Here is a 13,430-nt window from a genome sequence, read left to right as displayed (position 1 = left end):
GTTAGATAACCCTCAGCCTAGCGAACTTGTCAGGTTTGTTAGCCACAGTGCATTAAGGCCAATTGCAATCGTGACGAACGCTAAAACAATAGCACTGGACATAGTCGCCAAGTTGTAATATTTGGCATTGATCGACGTATCTGCTTGAGCAGAATCATCTTTGATTAAAAATGCTAAGTTAAGCACCCTAAATAAGTAGGCGCTTGCAAGTAAACCACCTGTGAAAAGAACAGCAACCCATATCCATTTTCCTTGTTCGACTGCAAGCGTAATCATTAACCACTTGGCAATAAAGCCACCGGTTGGTGGAATGCCAATTAAGCTTGCGCCTGTGACAGCAAATACAAGCACAGTAAGAGGCAACTTAGTCGTCACACCTTGCATATCTGCAAGACGGTCGTGTCCCAATGCTTTTTGAATAACGCCCGCTGCCATAAACATGGCAGCTTTTGCGCATGCGTGAGCAACAATGAAATACATTACGGCAACTTTCGCTTGCTCCGGAGAGGCCTCGACAAGCGGAAATACTAAAAATAAATAGCCGATTTGGGCAACCGTGCTATACGCAATGAGCAGTTTAAGTCGAGGTGAAGTAAAGGCCTTAAATGACCCATACAGAACGGCCAACGCCCCAAGTGTAGCCAAAAAGTTGTTTGCAAGCGTATTGGTGATATCTCTTGCCAAATCGTACCAAAAGATAAATATAACAAAAAATGCAGCTTTAATTACAAGGGCAGATAAAGCTGCACTAATCGGTGCAAACGCATTTGAGTGGGCGGCTGGTAGCCAAAAATGTAGTGGAAAAACGGCGCATTTTAAGAGCATGCCAACAGTGCAAAACGCCATTGCTAAGTAAGTAGAGGTGTTTTCTACTAATAGGTCAGTCAAAGTTAAAATGTCTAGGGTGCCATATGTTCTATACAACAGTGCAACACCAAATAAATATGACAGAGAACCAAATAAACCCACTAACAGATATTGATAGGCGGCATTCATTGAATTTTGAGAGTCATTGAGTGCTATCAGACAGACCGCGGAGATACCGATAAGCTCCAGCATGATATAAATCGTAAAAATATCACCGGTGCTAAAAATGCCATTAAGGCCTGCAACTAACAGCCACCACAGCGGCCAAAATCGAGTAGCAGTTTGTTTATCTGTAAAGTAAGAATGCGCATATATCGCTGTAGCAAAGCCAACGGTAGCTGTTAACAACAACATGATGCTTCTTAGGCCGTCTATGTAAAGCCGAATGCCTAATGTTGCTTCCCATCCTCCAAGCATAATTGATATAGGAGAGCCAGCAGCGAAAAGTGTAAAAGCCAAGCTCACGGCTGCCAAGAGCAAGGCGCCTGACACTAAAGTATTTAACCAAATAGATGGTTTTCTGGGGGAAATAGCAAAACATATCACCGATGAAAATAGCGGAAGCATTAGCAAACACGTCAGTAGGTATTCGGCATCAATCGACATTTTTTTGCCCTTTAGCAATGCGTTTTAATCGCACGACCTTTGACGCTAAATTCAAACCTAGAGCCGTTCCCGCTGCCGCTATAACAATGCCAGTCAGTACCATCGCGTGAGGCACAGGATCTATCACTCCCTCATTTCCATTTGAAATGGCGAGTAAAAACATAAAAATGGCAATGCCAATAATGTTTAAACCGAGAATCTTCCTGATGAAATCTACATTAAGCAAAAAACCAAGCAGACCAATAGCGAGAAGGAGTATCGCGCAAACAAAGTAAATATTAATGCTGGTTAAAGCGCTCATACGTGGCCCTTGTGAATCGTTTCAAAACATACAAAAAGGGACAAAGCGACAGCAAACGTTGCAAAGAATTCTACGAGGATAACAATTAACCCCGCTAGTTTAACAGGGTATTGAAGCGGGGCGTTGCCAATAATTATAGTCGAGATAAACACAGTACAAAACGCCAAAAGACCGCCCACTATCACGAATTTACTACCATTTTTTTCAACGTCTAGGTGCTGAATATTGGCAAGTGAGAGCAACACTAAAGTGCCTGCTAGCAAAGCAGCCGCTTGAAATGCGCCGCCAGGTGCAGATGCTCCAATCCACAGTAAATAACCGGCAACCAGAATAGTCGGTGGGATAAATATACGGCAAGTTTGAAGCAATACTAGGTCTTTATCGTTATTTACATTGCTTATCATTGATTCTGATAAAAATGGCATTACAGCAATCGTGACACAGTAAAATACCGCAAATTCAATTAAGGTATCGTAAGCTCTAAAATTAAGTAAAACCGCAGTGACTGGGTTAGTGACACCAGATTGCGAAAGGTTATCTTGAACAAGTGTATGCACGAGTCTTTGATCGGGGAGCGGAGCGGACATTGCATACAAAAGCGCAATAACGAGACATAAAACACTAATGACAATAATGGCTTTAAGCAATTTTTGTGAAGCAGGTGCGATTGTTTCAGTCACTTTCTTCGGCACCGAGTTTACGCCATGCTGCAACTAGCATTGCGCCTGTCAATCCAGCGCCAATTGCCGCTTCGGCTATCGCCACATCTACCGCATTTAGTCGAATCCAGCATAAGGTGATAATAAGACCAAGACAAATAAACAGCAGGATGGAAGTAAACACTCGTTTAACTAGGAATATCGAGCCTGCCACAATTAGGACCAAACCACATAAAACCAAGTCGTACAACATGTCCATATCTTTATCTTTTCCTTGAAGTTGAGTCAGCATCGTCCTGATTCGGACTGCGCTTTTTAGAATACTGACGCCTGGCAATGAGGTGACAACTCGTTGCACTGGCAAGCAGAACGAGGATCCAAACAACGATAGCTTTTGCCATATCAGGCACATTATTCATTTGAATAATAACGCCAAAAACGATGAAACCTAAGCCCAAGTTGTCTGCTTTAGTAAGCGCATGGAGTCTGCTATAAACGTCAGGGAATCTGATAAGCCCGACTGTGCCGGCAATGAAAAACACAAGTCCAACACTGATAAAAACGACACTAATAAAATCAATCACCATCTTGAGTGTCTGCTAGTTTCAAAAATGCAATAACGGTGATAGAGGCGAGTAAAGCCAATACAAGCGAAAGGTCAATTAACGAGGATTTGCCACTCAAAACTCCTAGCACTAAGGTGCTGGTGATTACGATGGTGCCAAAAAGCTGCGCAGCTAAAAGTCCATTTACCTTGTCAGAACTCGACCAAACGCGAAACAAACCTACAATTAGACAAAGTTTTAATAGCACAAGTGCAACAAGCAAAAAGGAATTCATCTCTTAGTAATCTTCGTCATCTAAACCTCTACTTTGTGTGTTGGCTGGAACAGCTATATTAAATAGTTTGGCAACCTGATTCTCGCAGTTGAGTAAGTCAGTTCTAGTCTGTTCAGGCGCTGTTAATGTGTGGACTACAAGTTCCTTTGAGTCTCTAAGTACGCTTAATGAACCCGGCATAAGACTTATAATAGTCAACAATACACTGGTTGGAGACCCCTCTAATTCTTTTCGAATGGGGTAGCGAACAAGTTCGGGAGACAAGGATAAATTAGCGCTGAGCGCACGCTTTGAGATATCGAGGCCACCTAATATAGATTGATGTAAAAAATAGACGGTGAAGTGAGGGATACGCAAAGGTTGGATTTGATAGGCCGCTTTGTTGCCCTGAATGTCAGTTGACAAATAATGCAAAGCAAAAACAGATAAACCAATAAATACAGTCCCCACACTTAGCGACGCAAAATCAAGATCGCTTAGAATGAGCCAAAAAATGGGAGCGGCAATGAGTAACACAATGGTTTTATTCATTACCTTCCTATCCACGTAATAGCTTGTACAGGCCTAATGAGAAATTCATGGTGAACAACATCGCAACTATATAATTGATTGGTTTTACGCAAGTTTCAGAATAGTGCACAAATTCATTTCTGGCAAATATTACTTAGCGTCTACGGGCAAACTAACCGCTTTATTGAGGGCTCACTGAATGACAATTGGCTCGATGTAACCTGGCAAAAGCGAATGCAGAATATCAACACGATTTGATAAATTCTTGGGTTGTGGACGCCTTGAGTAAAGATTTTTTCGCGTTGTATGTGGTGAATGCGAACATGAGAAGCTGGTCACGTTTAGTTGCAAGCACCGAGGTTTCTGCTCAAGCTAAGGCGCTAGAAGAATGGCAGAAAGTGTAGCTTTGTTGGTAGATGATGTGCTGAAGGTTTATCTTATAAGACTATGGCCCTAAAGCTTATCCATTAGCCTACGGTTGATACTCGTAAGAAGTCCAAGTGAATTGAGCAATGAAGATACGTAGTCTGACAAGCCGTATCATGCATGGAGTATGAGGCTTGTTAATCGCTTACCGACACAAAGTCCGTTGACCAGCGAGTAAGAACGATTTTTTAACACTGATATTATCAAGTGACCGATACGAGAAATGGAACAAGCGGCTATAACATCAGAAAGATAAAATTTGGATTATCTATGGTTTCTCTTGTTCGTTTGACTCCGTCATCTCCACTCGAACGGGTTTACTTGCTTCACCTGAATACAGGCTGAGGTGAGGAAAGGGAATCTCAATATCTTGCTCGTCAAAGGCCTGTTTGATAGATTGATACATTTCATTTTTCAAGGTCAGAAAGTTTTCTCGTTTTGACCACACACAAAACAAGATATCGACAGATGAAGTACCAAAACCTTGTAGAATAAACAGAGGTGTAGGCTCATTAAGTGACAATGGATTTTTGTCTGCAATTTCATGTAATAGAGCTTTTACTCTTTCAACATCTTCTTTGTAAGCTATTCCAACGCTAATGTCGACACGTCTGATAGGAAAGCGGGTTAAGGTAGTGACCTGTGTTTTGATCATCGATTCATTGGGTATACGAACGAACAAATTGTCAAAGGTTCGCAGTTTCACTGATAGTAAATCTATGGATATCACTTCGCCGGTGGTCTGCTCTACTCTAACAATATCACCGATAGAAAAAGGTCTCTCGAGCATCAAAAATAAACCGCTAATCAGATTTGATGCAGAAGTCTGAGATGCAAATCCGATTGCCACACTTAAAATACCTGCCGCGCCCAAAATAACACTTAAATCGAAACCGAGTTCTCGAAGTGCAGACATCAGCATGAGCACCATAATGAAATAGAAAACACCACGGCGCACCAACACTTTGGTGTGCGTTGTCAGATTCGCAAAATTGAACTTGAGGACTAAATTGCTAATGAATCTAGCAATAAAGTAGCCGACCACGATAATGACTAAGGCCTTAGTGATATCTAAGACATAAAAGCGTTCTAATAGCTCAAGTGAGATGTTATTGATCATATAAATTTGCTGCGCTCTTAAGCTATTAGGCTTTTGATTGTAGTAAACAAAGAGCTTTTTTTGCTAAGCTCTCGAGACTCAGAGACAAGTACATAGTCAGTTGCTGGCAGAGGAGGCGTATGCTTTACAGAAGACACTGCCTGATTATGCTCCATTTGCTGCAAAATATTGACGTCATCGGTCCAAAACTGTTTATCGCTATCGTGATATAGCTTGAGCTTAGGTACTGGAAGATTGATCCGCTGAACGGCAAGCGTTGTGTCTTGCTCGTTCGTGATTGTGACGCGAGTTAATGCTCTGTTTTCCCTTCTATCGAGTTGGGCAAATTCGGTTTTCGCATCGGTAAATTTTGCATAGCACAAATCGCCTTGCATGGTGGATGGGCCAAACCAAGAGTCGGACGGACGCCAGAAAGGTAAATCACTTAAAGGCGTTTCTTCTTGTGATAGATAAATGGTAAACCATAAAGGCGAGCTTACGAAAAACGTGACACTTTCTCCTGGAAGTACGTTTAATGCTGTGCTCGGTCTAGCAATCATGGCTCGGTCAGCTAAAGAGGGTTCTATAAACAGCGATGGTTTAGTTTTACCTAACATGAAACGCTGATTAGAAACGCCTTGTAGAAACTCTTGTTGGTTTGAATCCGAATTATCTTGAGGCTTAGAATCAAGCTGTATCACGCACTCCTCTTCTTTTTGCGTTTCCTTATTCGACACTGTCCATTCATTTTCTGTACGCTTTATTGAAAAATAGCGCTCGCGAAAACGCCATGTCTTTAGCTCATTGAGCTCAAAATGGTGCTCGCCCCACCAAGACGGAGAGTCTTTGCTTACCTTGCTGTTTGTTAATGGCATTTGGAACATTCAAACAATAATGTGGGTAGTCGAGAGAATAGATGCAATCTTATGATTTCGCAATAAATCTAATATTTTCCTCGAAAAATTAAGCGCTAAGATAGGTTATTTGTGATAGCTTTAGGCGTCTTCGAAGCTTGTTATCAGTTTCAGCGACGCACTTTAAAAACTGCAAGGTTTGTAGGCTATGCCAAAGTGCGTTATGAATTGAATACCAAAAGAACGGGTACGTGAACCCCTTTCAAGATGGCACTTAACATGTTTTTTGACTCCATGGATTTCATTGGCAAACAAGTGGCGAGCATTCCACCACCTAGACTCAACCTCACCCGATTTTTGGTGTATTTGCTCCCGACAGCGGCCTTCGAGCACATGTAACGGCATCACAGCGAGCAAAGAACAGCCCTAAACTTGCTGATAAAGAAGATACGCAGTTTGACCAGCCTTATCATGCAAGGAGTGTGAGTTTGGTCAATCGCTTACCGACATAAAGGCTACAACGAGTTCTTAAATAGCCATCTAAACGTCTAAATTCTCAACATTCAAAGCATTTCGCTCAATAAACTCTCGTCGAGGCTCAACTTGATCACCCATTAAAGTGGTAAAGAGCTGGTCTGAAGCAATAGCATCTTCTATGGTAACTTGTAGCATACGGCGAGAATCTGGATCCATGGTAGTTTCCCATAGTTGCTCAGGATTCATTTCCCCCAGCCCTTTATATCGCTGAATGTATTGTCCACGCTTGGCTTCGGACATTAACCACTCTAATGCTTCTTCAAATACCGACACCGCTAGGGTCTTCTCACCGCGTTTAATATACGCCCCCTCTTCCATCAGATTATTGATCGTTTGATTAAGCTGCATAATTTTTTGATATTCAGGTGAGCTCATAAATTCAGAATTGATTATATATTCATAATCTATCCCATGCTTCTTCATGATAATAACTAGCTCGTTTTTAGAATTCACATCCAAGCGAACTTCAAATAAAAAGCTTTGACCATCATCTTCCGCACTACTGAGTTTTTCCACCAACTCTTCACCTAGCAACTGTAGTTTTAACTTATCATTCATCAAGTCTGTGTCTATCACATCAGAATAAATGAGCTGTTTGAGCAAAGACTCTGGCATACGTCTACTCATGCGTCCTATCATACTAAGTGTTGTCTGATAAAGGCGAACCATGTTCTCTAAGGCGAGCCCCTGGATTGGCGGAGCTGATTCGCTAACAAACAAACTTGCGCCGTCAACGGCAATGTTGGTGAGGTGGTCTGTTAAAGCGGGTTCATCTTTTAAATACTGTTCTTGTTTGCCCTTTTTAATTTTATAAAGAGGGGGCTGAGCAATGAATATATGCCCACGCTCGATCATTTCTGGCATTTGGCGGTAAAAGAAGGTCAGTAGTAGCGTTCGAATATGCGAACCATCTACATCTGCGTCAGTCATGATGATAATGCTGTGATAGCGCAGCTTATCTGGATCGTATTCATCTCTGCCAATACCACAACCTAGTGCGGTTATTAGGGTTGCGACTTCTTGAGATGACAGCATCTTATCAAAACGTGCTTTTTCAACATTTAGGATCTTACCTTTCAATGGCAAAATAGCCTGGTTTTTACGATTTCGTCCTTGCTTCGCAGAACCACCCGCTGAATCTCCCTCCACTATGTACAATTCAGAAAGCGCAGGGTCTTTTTCTTGGCAGTCTGCTAACTTGCCAGGTAAACCAGCTAGGTCAAGCGCGCCTTTTCGCCGAGTCATCTCTCTGGCTTTTCGCGCCGCTTCGCGCGCTCGTGCAGCATCTATTATCTTATTGATAATAATTTTACTGTCCGTTGGATTCTCGATTAGGAAGTCGGCGAGTTGTTCACCCATAGCGCTTTCAACCGCTGATTTTACTTCCGACGAAACGAGTTTGTCTTTAGTTTGTGATGAAAACTTAGGATCGGGCACTTTCACTGAAATGATAGCAGTAAGTCCCTCTCGTGCATCATCGCCACTAGCGCTAGTTTTGTGCTTTTTGTTGTAACCCTCTTTCTCCATGTAATTATTCAAAGTACGCGTTAGGGCGCCTCTGAACCCGGCCAAATGAGTACCGCCGTCTCGTTGAGGGATATTATTGGTGAAGCAAAATATGTTTTCTTGAAAGCCGTCATTCCATTGCATGGCGACTTCAACAGAAATACCGTCCTCTCGTTCTAGACTGAAATAAAACGCGCTTGGGTGAATAGAATTTTTGTTTTTATTTAAGTAGGCAACAAAGGCTTGTATTCCACCTTCGTAATGGAAATGGTCTTTTCTTCCGTCTCGCTCATCTTCAAGAATGATCGAAACACCTGAATTCAAGAATGAAAGCTCTCGAATACGTTTGGCAAGGATGTCGTAATGAAACTCAACATTAGTGAAGGTTTCCTCGCTTGGCCAGAATCTTATAGTAGTGCCTGTTTTATCAGTATCGGCAACAGGCCCTAAAGGCGCCACAGGAACGCCCATGCTATATTCTTGTTCGTATACTTTTCCACCTCTGCGGATAGACATGGTCAGTTTTTTTGATAACGCGTTGACAACCGAAACGCCTACGCCGTGAAGACCGCCTGATACTTTGTAAGAGTTATCATCGAACTTACCACCTGCGTGCAATACCGTCATGATAACTTCTGCGGCAGATACACCCTCTTCAGGATGAATTTCAGTTGGGATCCCTCGGCCGTCATCACTCACCGAAACAGAATTGTCTGAATGAATCTTGATTACGATATCGTTGCAGTGTCCTGCTAATGCCTCGTCTATCGAGTTATCGACGACTTCAAACACCATATGATGTAAACCAGTTCCATCATCAGTATCGCCGATATACATACCAGGGCGTTTGCGCACGGCATCTAAACCTTTTAACACTTTGATACTGGATGAATCGTAATTATTCTCAGACATCTTTACTCCTCGTTCACGCTATCATGTTCCACGTGAAACACTTTATTATTGTTATACTTCTTAGCAAAATTTAGCTGCTCTTTTTCAATTGCAGTCACAAATATTTGTGCGTTTTCCGAAGCAATTGTATCAAGGAAAAACTCACGAGTATTTATGTCTAATTCCGCCGCAATATCATCTACTAAAAATATACAGCTCTTTTTGGTTATGGACTTTAAGACTTTCACCTGTGCAGTCAACAAAAGAGAAACTAATACTCTCAGCTGACCGCGAGACAGAAACTCAGACGCCGCTTTTCCATTTACCAGGAATTGAATATCTGCTTTGTGTGGCCCAACTGAGCTAGACCCCTTCAACAAATCTCGATGAACCTTGGAATGAATCGCGTCCGCTAAAGACAATGCATTATCCCATCCCTGATTATATCTTAATTCAATCTCTACATCAGGTCTAAATACACTATATAGATGCTTTAATTCTTTATTAAGACGCGCCAGATAGTGCTTACGCCTTTCATTTATAGTCATGCCATGTTCAATCAATATATCTCGCCATACATCTTGATCCATGAAGCCTTGAAGATCTTGGACATCACTTAATTTTAATAAGGCGTTTCGTTGCCTTAATGCATGAGCATAGCTTTGTGAAGCAAAATAAAATGATTGTTCCACGTGAAACAATAACCAGTCGAGGAAGCGTCTACGCAACATCGGTGCGCCTAAAATGAGATCGCTACTCTGTGGAGTGAAAATTTGGATGGGCAGCCTTCTCGCCAGGTCCGATATCCGTTTTGTTTTTTCGCCATCAATGCTGAGTGAGAAACCATCATTTTTTATTCTCATTAATCCTAATGAAGACAAATGTCCCTCATCATCAAATCGACAAAAGCTGCTGGCGCTTTGCGACTCATACTTGATAATGCTATCTGCTTTACTGGAGCGAAATGAACGACCAAAACCGAGTAAATAAATGGCTTCTATTACCGACGACTTTCCGGCTCCATTTAATCCATATAAGAGGTTAAAGGAAGGGCTAGGTGATAGCTCTAAAGATTGGAAATTGCGGAAGTCAGACAGCCGCAACTGAGTAATATGCATGAAAAGAAGATATCAGTCAGAATGACAGCATCTTTACTAAAGTCTCATGGGCATAATAACGTACTGAGATGATTCGTCCTCGACAAGCTCGTCACCGACTTTGCTCATCCCAAGAACTAATGCACTAGCGTTCGAATCAGACAGCTTAAAAATGACTGAGTATGAATCGATTGCGTTCAATGCATCAATCAAATAAGCGACATTGAAACCTATTTCAAGTGACTCACCAGCATACTCTACGTCGATAATTTCTTCCGCTTGCTCTTGTTCGGGATTGGTGGCAGTGATTTTAAGTTCATTCGGTTCAAGGTTAAGTCTGACGCCCTTAAACTTTTCATTTGTCAAAATCATTGCGCGCGAAAAAGCACTTTTAATCAGGTCGCGATCAACCACTAGGCCCTTGTCACTGTTTTTTGGAACCACCCGGTTGTAATCAGGAAAACGGCCATCCACAAGCTTACTAGTGAAAATAAAAGAACTGCTAAAAATACGAATATGATTTGAGCCAAGTTGCACTTTAATATTTGCATCTGACTCATCGATTAGGCGTGAAATTTCCATTACCCCTTTGCGAGGAATAATCACTTGCTTAACCGGAAGCTGCCCACCGTCAAACTCATGCACCGCCATTGCCAACCTGTGCCCATCTGTGGCGACTGACCTGACCTCATTTTCTCCGGTCTCTAGACTCATACCATTTAAATAATAACGCACATCTTGCTGAGCCATTGAAAACTGAACCGAATCAATGAGGTCTTTCAAGGTCTGCTGACTAATTTCAAATTCGCTTTCACCTTCCCAATCCTCAAGATTGGGATAATCATCTGCCGAAAGTGTGGATAGAGAATAACGGGCTCTGCCAGATCTTAGCACGGCTTTATTGTCGCTTAATTCAAATACAATAGACACGTCATCGGGTAAACCTCTTACAATGTCTACTAACTTTTTAGCTGGCACTGTGATTTGCCCGTCAGTGTGTTCACCAGACAATGCGATATTTGCGATTAACTCAACTTCTAGATCCGTTCCCGTCATCCACAGTGAACCGTCGTTCACTTTTAAAAGCACATTTGCCAAAATAGGCAGCGTGTGGCGACGTTCAACGGCACCCGACACCAACTGTAAAGGTTGAAGAAAACTTTCGCGGCTAATCGTAAAATTCATTTTTTATTCTCAATTATGTGCTTAGGACGATAGGGTTCGAATTAAGTTTTTATAGTCTTCCAACACATCACGGTCTTCTTTTCGCAACTCAGCAACCTTGCGCACTGCGTGAAGCACTGTGGTGTGATCTTTGCCACCGAAGGCGTTTCCAATTTCTGGCAAACTTTGGTTAGTCAATTCTTTCGATAAGGCCATTGCCATTTGCCGTGGCCTAGCAACGCTTCGCGTTCTTCTTTTTGACAGTATATCCGATACTTTAATTTTATAGTAATCAGCAACGGTTTTTATAATGTTATCAATAGTAACTAACTTATCTTGCAAGGCAAGTAAATCTCGCAGTGCTTCTCGCACAAAATCAATGGTAATTGGCCTGCCAGTAAAATTAGCATTGGCAATGACACGATTTAGCGCTCCTTCCAATTCACGTACATTAGAACGCAAGCGTTTTGCAATAAAAAATGCAACTTCATTGGGTAGGTCAATTCTATTTTCGTGCGCTTTGCGCATTAAAATCGCCACGCGCGTCTCTAGTTCTGGCGGCTCAATTACCACAGTCAAACCCCAGCCAAAACGGGATTTTAATCTATCTTCTACGCCATCTATCTCTTTAGGATAACGATCTGAGGTCAAAATGATTTGTTGATTACCTTCGAGCAAAGCATTAAAGGTATGAAAAAACTCTTCTTGAGAGCGCTCTTTTTTTGCAAAAAACTGGATATCGTCAATCAGTAGAGCATCAACTGAGCGATAGAAACGCTTGAAATCTTCAATTGCATTATTCTGAAGTGCCTTAACCATATCCTGAACGAAGCGCTCTGAATGCATATAGACAATTTTTGCATTCTTTTTGTTTGCAATTATTCCATTGCCAACGGCATGTATTAAATGCGTTTTACCTAAACCTGTACCGCCATACAAAAAGAGTGGATTGTAAGAATGACCGGGATTTTCAGCTACTTGCACAGCTGCTGCTCTCGCAAGCTGGTTAGACTTGCCCTCTACGAAGTTTTCAAAAGTATACTCAGCTTTAATATTGCTTTTGTGATTAGCAAGCTTGGAAACTGCTGAATCAGCAACACGAGGCGTAGCTCTTCGTTCCATTGGTACTTGCAAAGCGTTATGAATAGACAATGTTCGGTTATCAATTGCACTGCTTGCGTAATGACGCTCTGCATGCTTGTCTTTGACCGCATTATCAAAGCCACTTTGATCACTTACTGATACTTGCGCTCCCTGCATTTGCCTTGAGCCTGGCGAAGCCGAAGTATTTCCTCTTCCTTCAGTGATAAAGAGAGAGGGGGCATTTTCTCCATACAATTGAGTAAGCGTCGCCGATATAAGTTGGTAGTATTCATCCTTTACCCATGACAACACAAAACGGTTTGCCGCATATAAGTGCAATGCCTCGCCATCGAAATTTGATTTAAGTGGCTTTAGCCACATATTAAACTGTTCGGCTGATAGCTCTTGTTTCAGTAAATCTAGGCACTTATCCCAGCTAATAGACAAAATTCGCCCCGTGAGTGATTGAATGAGATTTTATAAAGCAAGATGCCCCGTAGGATGTAGATGATAGGATAAAGTAGATGTTTTATCCACAGCAAATTTGTACAAAATATTACGTAAATCAGCGGATACTTTAAGAAAAGCAATAAATCAATCTTAAGATCCTGAATAGACGATATATTATTAATTTATATAAAGAAAGCTGAAATACATTTATAAAATTATGAGCAATACTTTCGCCAAAAATCAGTACGCGAAAAAGTTTTCCAATAGCATTCCCTAAAAGCAAGTTTATTGTCATTCTGTGGATAATATGTGGTAAATTACCCTGCCTGTGGATATTTTAAAGCGCGACATCAACTCAGGTTAAAATGCGTGCAACCGTGTTCACTCACTTTTTTGCGACTAAAGCTTCAATATTTTCCAGTAATATCCTTGACTTTAATGCGCTAGATCACTACTATTCGCGTCCCTAGAAAACAGGTGAGGTAGCTTTGCAACGGCAACAGAGTAAATGTAAAGCGTAAAATCCGTCCTAATATTAAA

At 41.6% G+C, this 13,430-nt stretch carries 13 protein-coding genes and 1 pseudogene; 1 reads left to right on the top strand and 13 read right to left on the bottom strand.

What is annotated here, in order from left to right; genetic code table 11:
• Positions 1-12 precede the first annotated feature (12 nt).
• Genes PN836_RS13220 through PN836_RS13190 form a run of 7 tightly spaced genes read right to left on the bottom strand, consistent with a single transcriptional unit; the run spans position 13 to position 3,804 of the window.
• A complete protein-coding gene (locus PN836_RS13220) occupies positions 13-1,473 on the bottom strand; it encodes a complex I subunit 5 family protein (RefSeq protein WP_395339014.1) in 1,461 nt (486 codons plus the stop codon).
• Positions 1,463-1,774: an NADH-quinone oxidoreductase subunit K gene (locus PN836_RS13215; protein WP_395339012.1), complete on the bottom strand. Its 312-nt coding sequence runs from the start codon at positions 1,772-1,774 to the stop codon at positions 1,463-1,465. The genes PN836_RS13220 and PN836_RS13215 overlap by 11 nt, the downstream gene beginning before the upstream one ends.
• Entirely contained in the window at positions 1,771-2,454 is a 684-nt protein-coding gene (gene mbhE / locus PN836_RS13210; protein WP_395339011.1) for a hydrogen gas-evolving membrane-bound hydrogenase subunit E, read from the bottom strand. Before mbhE ends, PN836_RS13215 begins: the two co-directional genes overlap by 4 nt.
• Complete coding sequence (locus tag PN836_RS13205) at positions 2,447-2,692, bottom strand: hydrogenase subunit MbhD domain-containing protein (protein WP_395339009.1); 246 nt, start codon at positions 2,690-2,692, stop codon at positions 2,447-2,449. Before PN836_RS13205 ends, mbhE begins: the two co-directional genes overlap by 8 nt.
• Before the next feature lie 4 nt (positions 2,693-2,696).
• Complete coding sequence (mnhG, locus tag PN836_RS13200) at positions 2,697-3,020, bottom strand: monovalent cation/H(+) antiporter subunit G (protein ID WP_395339007.1); 324 nt, start codon at positions 3,018-3,020, stop codon at positions 2,697-2,699.
• On the bottom strand, positions 3,010-3,273 hold the full coding sequence (locus PN836_RS13195; RefSeq protein ID WP_395339005.1) for a monovalent cation/H+ antiporter complex subunit F: 264 nt from the start codon (positions 3,271-3,273) through the stop codon (positions 3,010-3,012). Before PN836_RS13195 ends, mnhG begins: the two co-directional genes overlap by 11 nt.
• 3 nt (positions 3,274-3,276) lie before the next feature.
• On the bottom strand, positions 3,277-3,804 hold the full coding sequence (locus PN836_RS13190; RefSeq protein WP_395339003.1) for a Na+/H+ antiporter subunit E: 528 nt from the start codon (positions 3,802-3,804) through the stop codon (positions 3,277-3,279).
• A gap of 220 nt (positions 3,805-4,024) precedes the next feature.
• On the opposite strand from PN836_RS13190, the pseudogene PN836_RS13185 reads away from it, so the two are divergent.
• Positions 4,025-4,234: pseudogene (locus PN836_RS13185) on the top strand (transposase zinc-binding domain-containing protein); the annotation flags it as partial.
• A 243-nt stretch (positions 4,235-4,477) separates the two neighbouring features.
• Here the strand turns inward: PN836_RS13185 and PN836_RS13180 are convergent.
• From PN836_RS13180 to dnaA, 6 genes are all read right to left on the bottom strand, one after another.
• Positions 4,478-5,329 carry a mechanosensitive ion channel family protein gene (locus PN836_RS13180; protein WP_395339002.1) on the bottom strand — a complete coding sequence of 284 codons (852 nt, stop codon included), beginning with the start codon at positions 5,327-5,329 and terminating at the stop codon, positions 4,478-4,480.
• Positions 5,330-5,346: 17 nt separating this feature from the next.
• Positions 5,347-6,183, bottom strand: a complete 837-nt coding sequence (locus PN836_RS13175) for a DUF432 domain-containing protein (RefSeq protein WP_395339000.1) — start codon at positions 6,181-6,183, stop codon at positions 5,347-5,349.
• Positions 6,184-6,702: 519 nt separating this feature from the next.
• Entirely contained in the window at positions 6,703-9,117 is a 2,415-nt protein-coding gene (gene gyrB, locus PN836_RS13170) for a DNA topoisomerase (ATP-hydrolyzing) subunit B (protein ID WP_395338999.1), read from the bottom strand.
• Between the two features lie 2 nt (positions 9,118-9,119).
• Positions 9,120-10,214 carry a DNA replication/repair protein RecF gene (gene recF, locus PN836_RS13165; RefSeq protein WP_395338997.1) on the bottom strand — a complete coding sequence of 365 codons (1,095 nt, stop codon included), beginning with the start codon at positions 10,212-10,214 and terminating at the stop codon, positions 9,120-9,122.
• Positions 10,215-10,250: 36 nt separating this feature from the next.
• Entirely contained in the window at positions 10,251-11,378 is a 1,128-nt protein-coding gene (gene dnaN, locus PN836_RS13160) for a DNA polymerase III subunit beta (RefSeq protein WP_395338996.1), read from the bottom strand.
• 21 nt (positions 11,379-11,399) lie between these two features.
• Positions 11,400-12,887: a chromosomal replication initiator protein DnaA gene (gene dnaA, locus PN836_RS13155; RefSeq protein WP_395338994.1), complete on the bottom strand. Its 1,488-nt coding sequence runs from the start codon at positions 12,885-12,887 to the stop codon at positions 11,400-11,402.
• Positions 12,888-13,430 lie beyond the last annotated feature (543 nt).

Origin of the sequence: Ningiella algicola (genome assembly GCF_028401415.2) — a bacterium.
GTDB lineage: Bacteria > Pseudomonadota > Gammaproteobacteria > Enterobacterales > Alteromonadaceae > Glaciecola.
The sequence above is the reverse complement of the archived record's forward strand: the minus strand, read 5'-3'. Positions and strand labels throughout refer to the sequence as shown.

Excerpts from the sequence above, each read along its gene's own strand:
- PN836_RS13205 (WP_395339009.1), bottom strand. The coding sequence starts at position 2,692 with ATGGACATGTTGTACGACTTGGTTTTATGTGGTTTGGTCCTAATTGTG.
- gyrB (WP_395338999.1), bottom strand. The coding sequence starts at position 9,117 with ATGTCTGAGAATAATTACGATTCATCCAGTATCAAAGTGTTAAAAGGT.
- PN836_RS13195 (WP_395339005.1), bottom strand. The coding sequence starts at position 3,273 with ATGAATTCCTTTTTGCTTGTTGCACTTGTGCTATTAAAACTTTGTCTA.
- PN836_RS13175 (WP_395339000.1), bottom strand. The coding sequence starts at position 6,183 with ATGCCATTAACAAACAGCAAGGTAAGCAAAGACTCTCCGTCTTGGTGG.
- PN836_RS13190 (WP_395339003.1), bottom strand. The coding sequence starts at position 3,804 with ATGAATAAAACCATTGTGTTACTCATTGCCGCTCCCATTTTTTGGCTC.
- dnaN (WP_395338996.1), bottom strand. The coding sequence starts at position 11,378 with ATGAATTTTACGATTAGCCGCGAAAGTTTTCTTCAACCTTTACAGTTG.
- mnhG (WP_395339007.1), bottom strand. The coding sequence starts at position 3,020 with ATGGTGATTGATTTTATTAGTGTCGTTTTTATCAGTGTTGGACTTGTG.
- recF (WP_395338997.1), bottom strand. The coding sequence starts at position 10,214 with ATGCATATTACTCAGTTGCGGCTGTCTGACTTCCGCAATTTCCAATCT.
- PN836_RS13180 (WP_395339002.1), bottom strand. The coding sequence starts at position 5,329 with ATGATCAATAACATCTCACTTGAGCTATTAGAACGCTTTTATGTCTTA.
- PN836_RS13220 (WP_395339014.1), bottom strand. The coding sequence starts at position 1,473 with ATGTCGATTGATGCCGAATACCTACTGACGTGTTTGCTAATGCTTCCG.
- PN836_RS13215 (WP_395339012.1), bottom strand. The coding sequence starts at position 1,774 with ATGAGCGCTTTAACCAGCATTAATATTTACTTTGTTTGCGCGATACTC.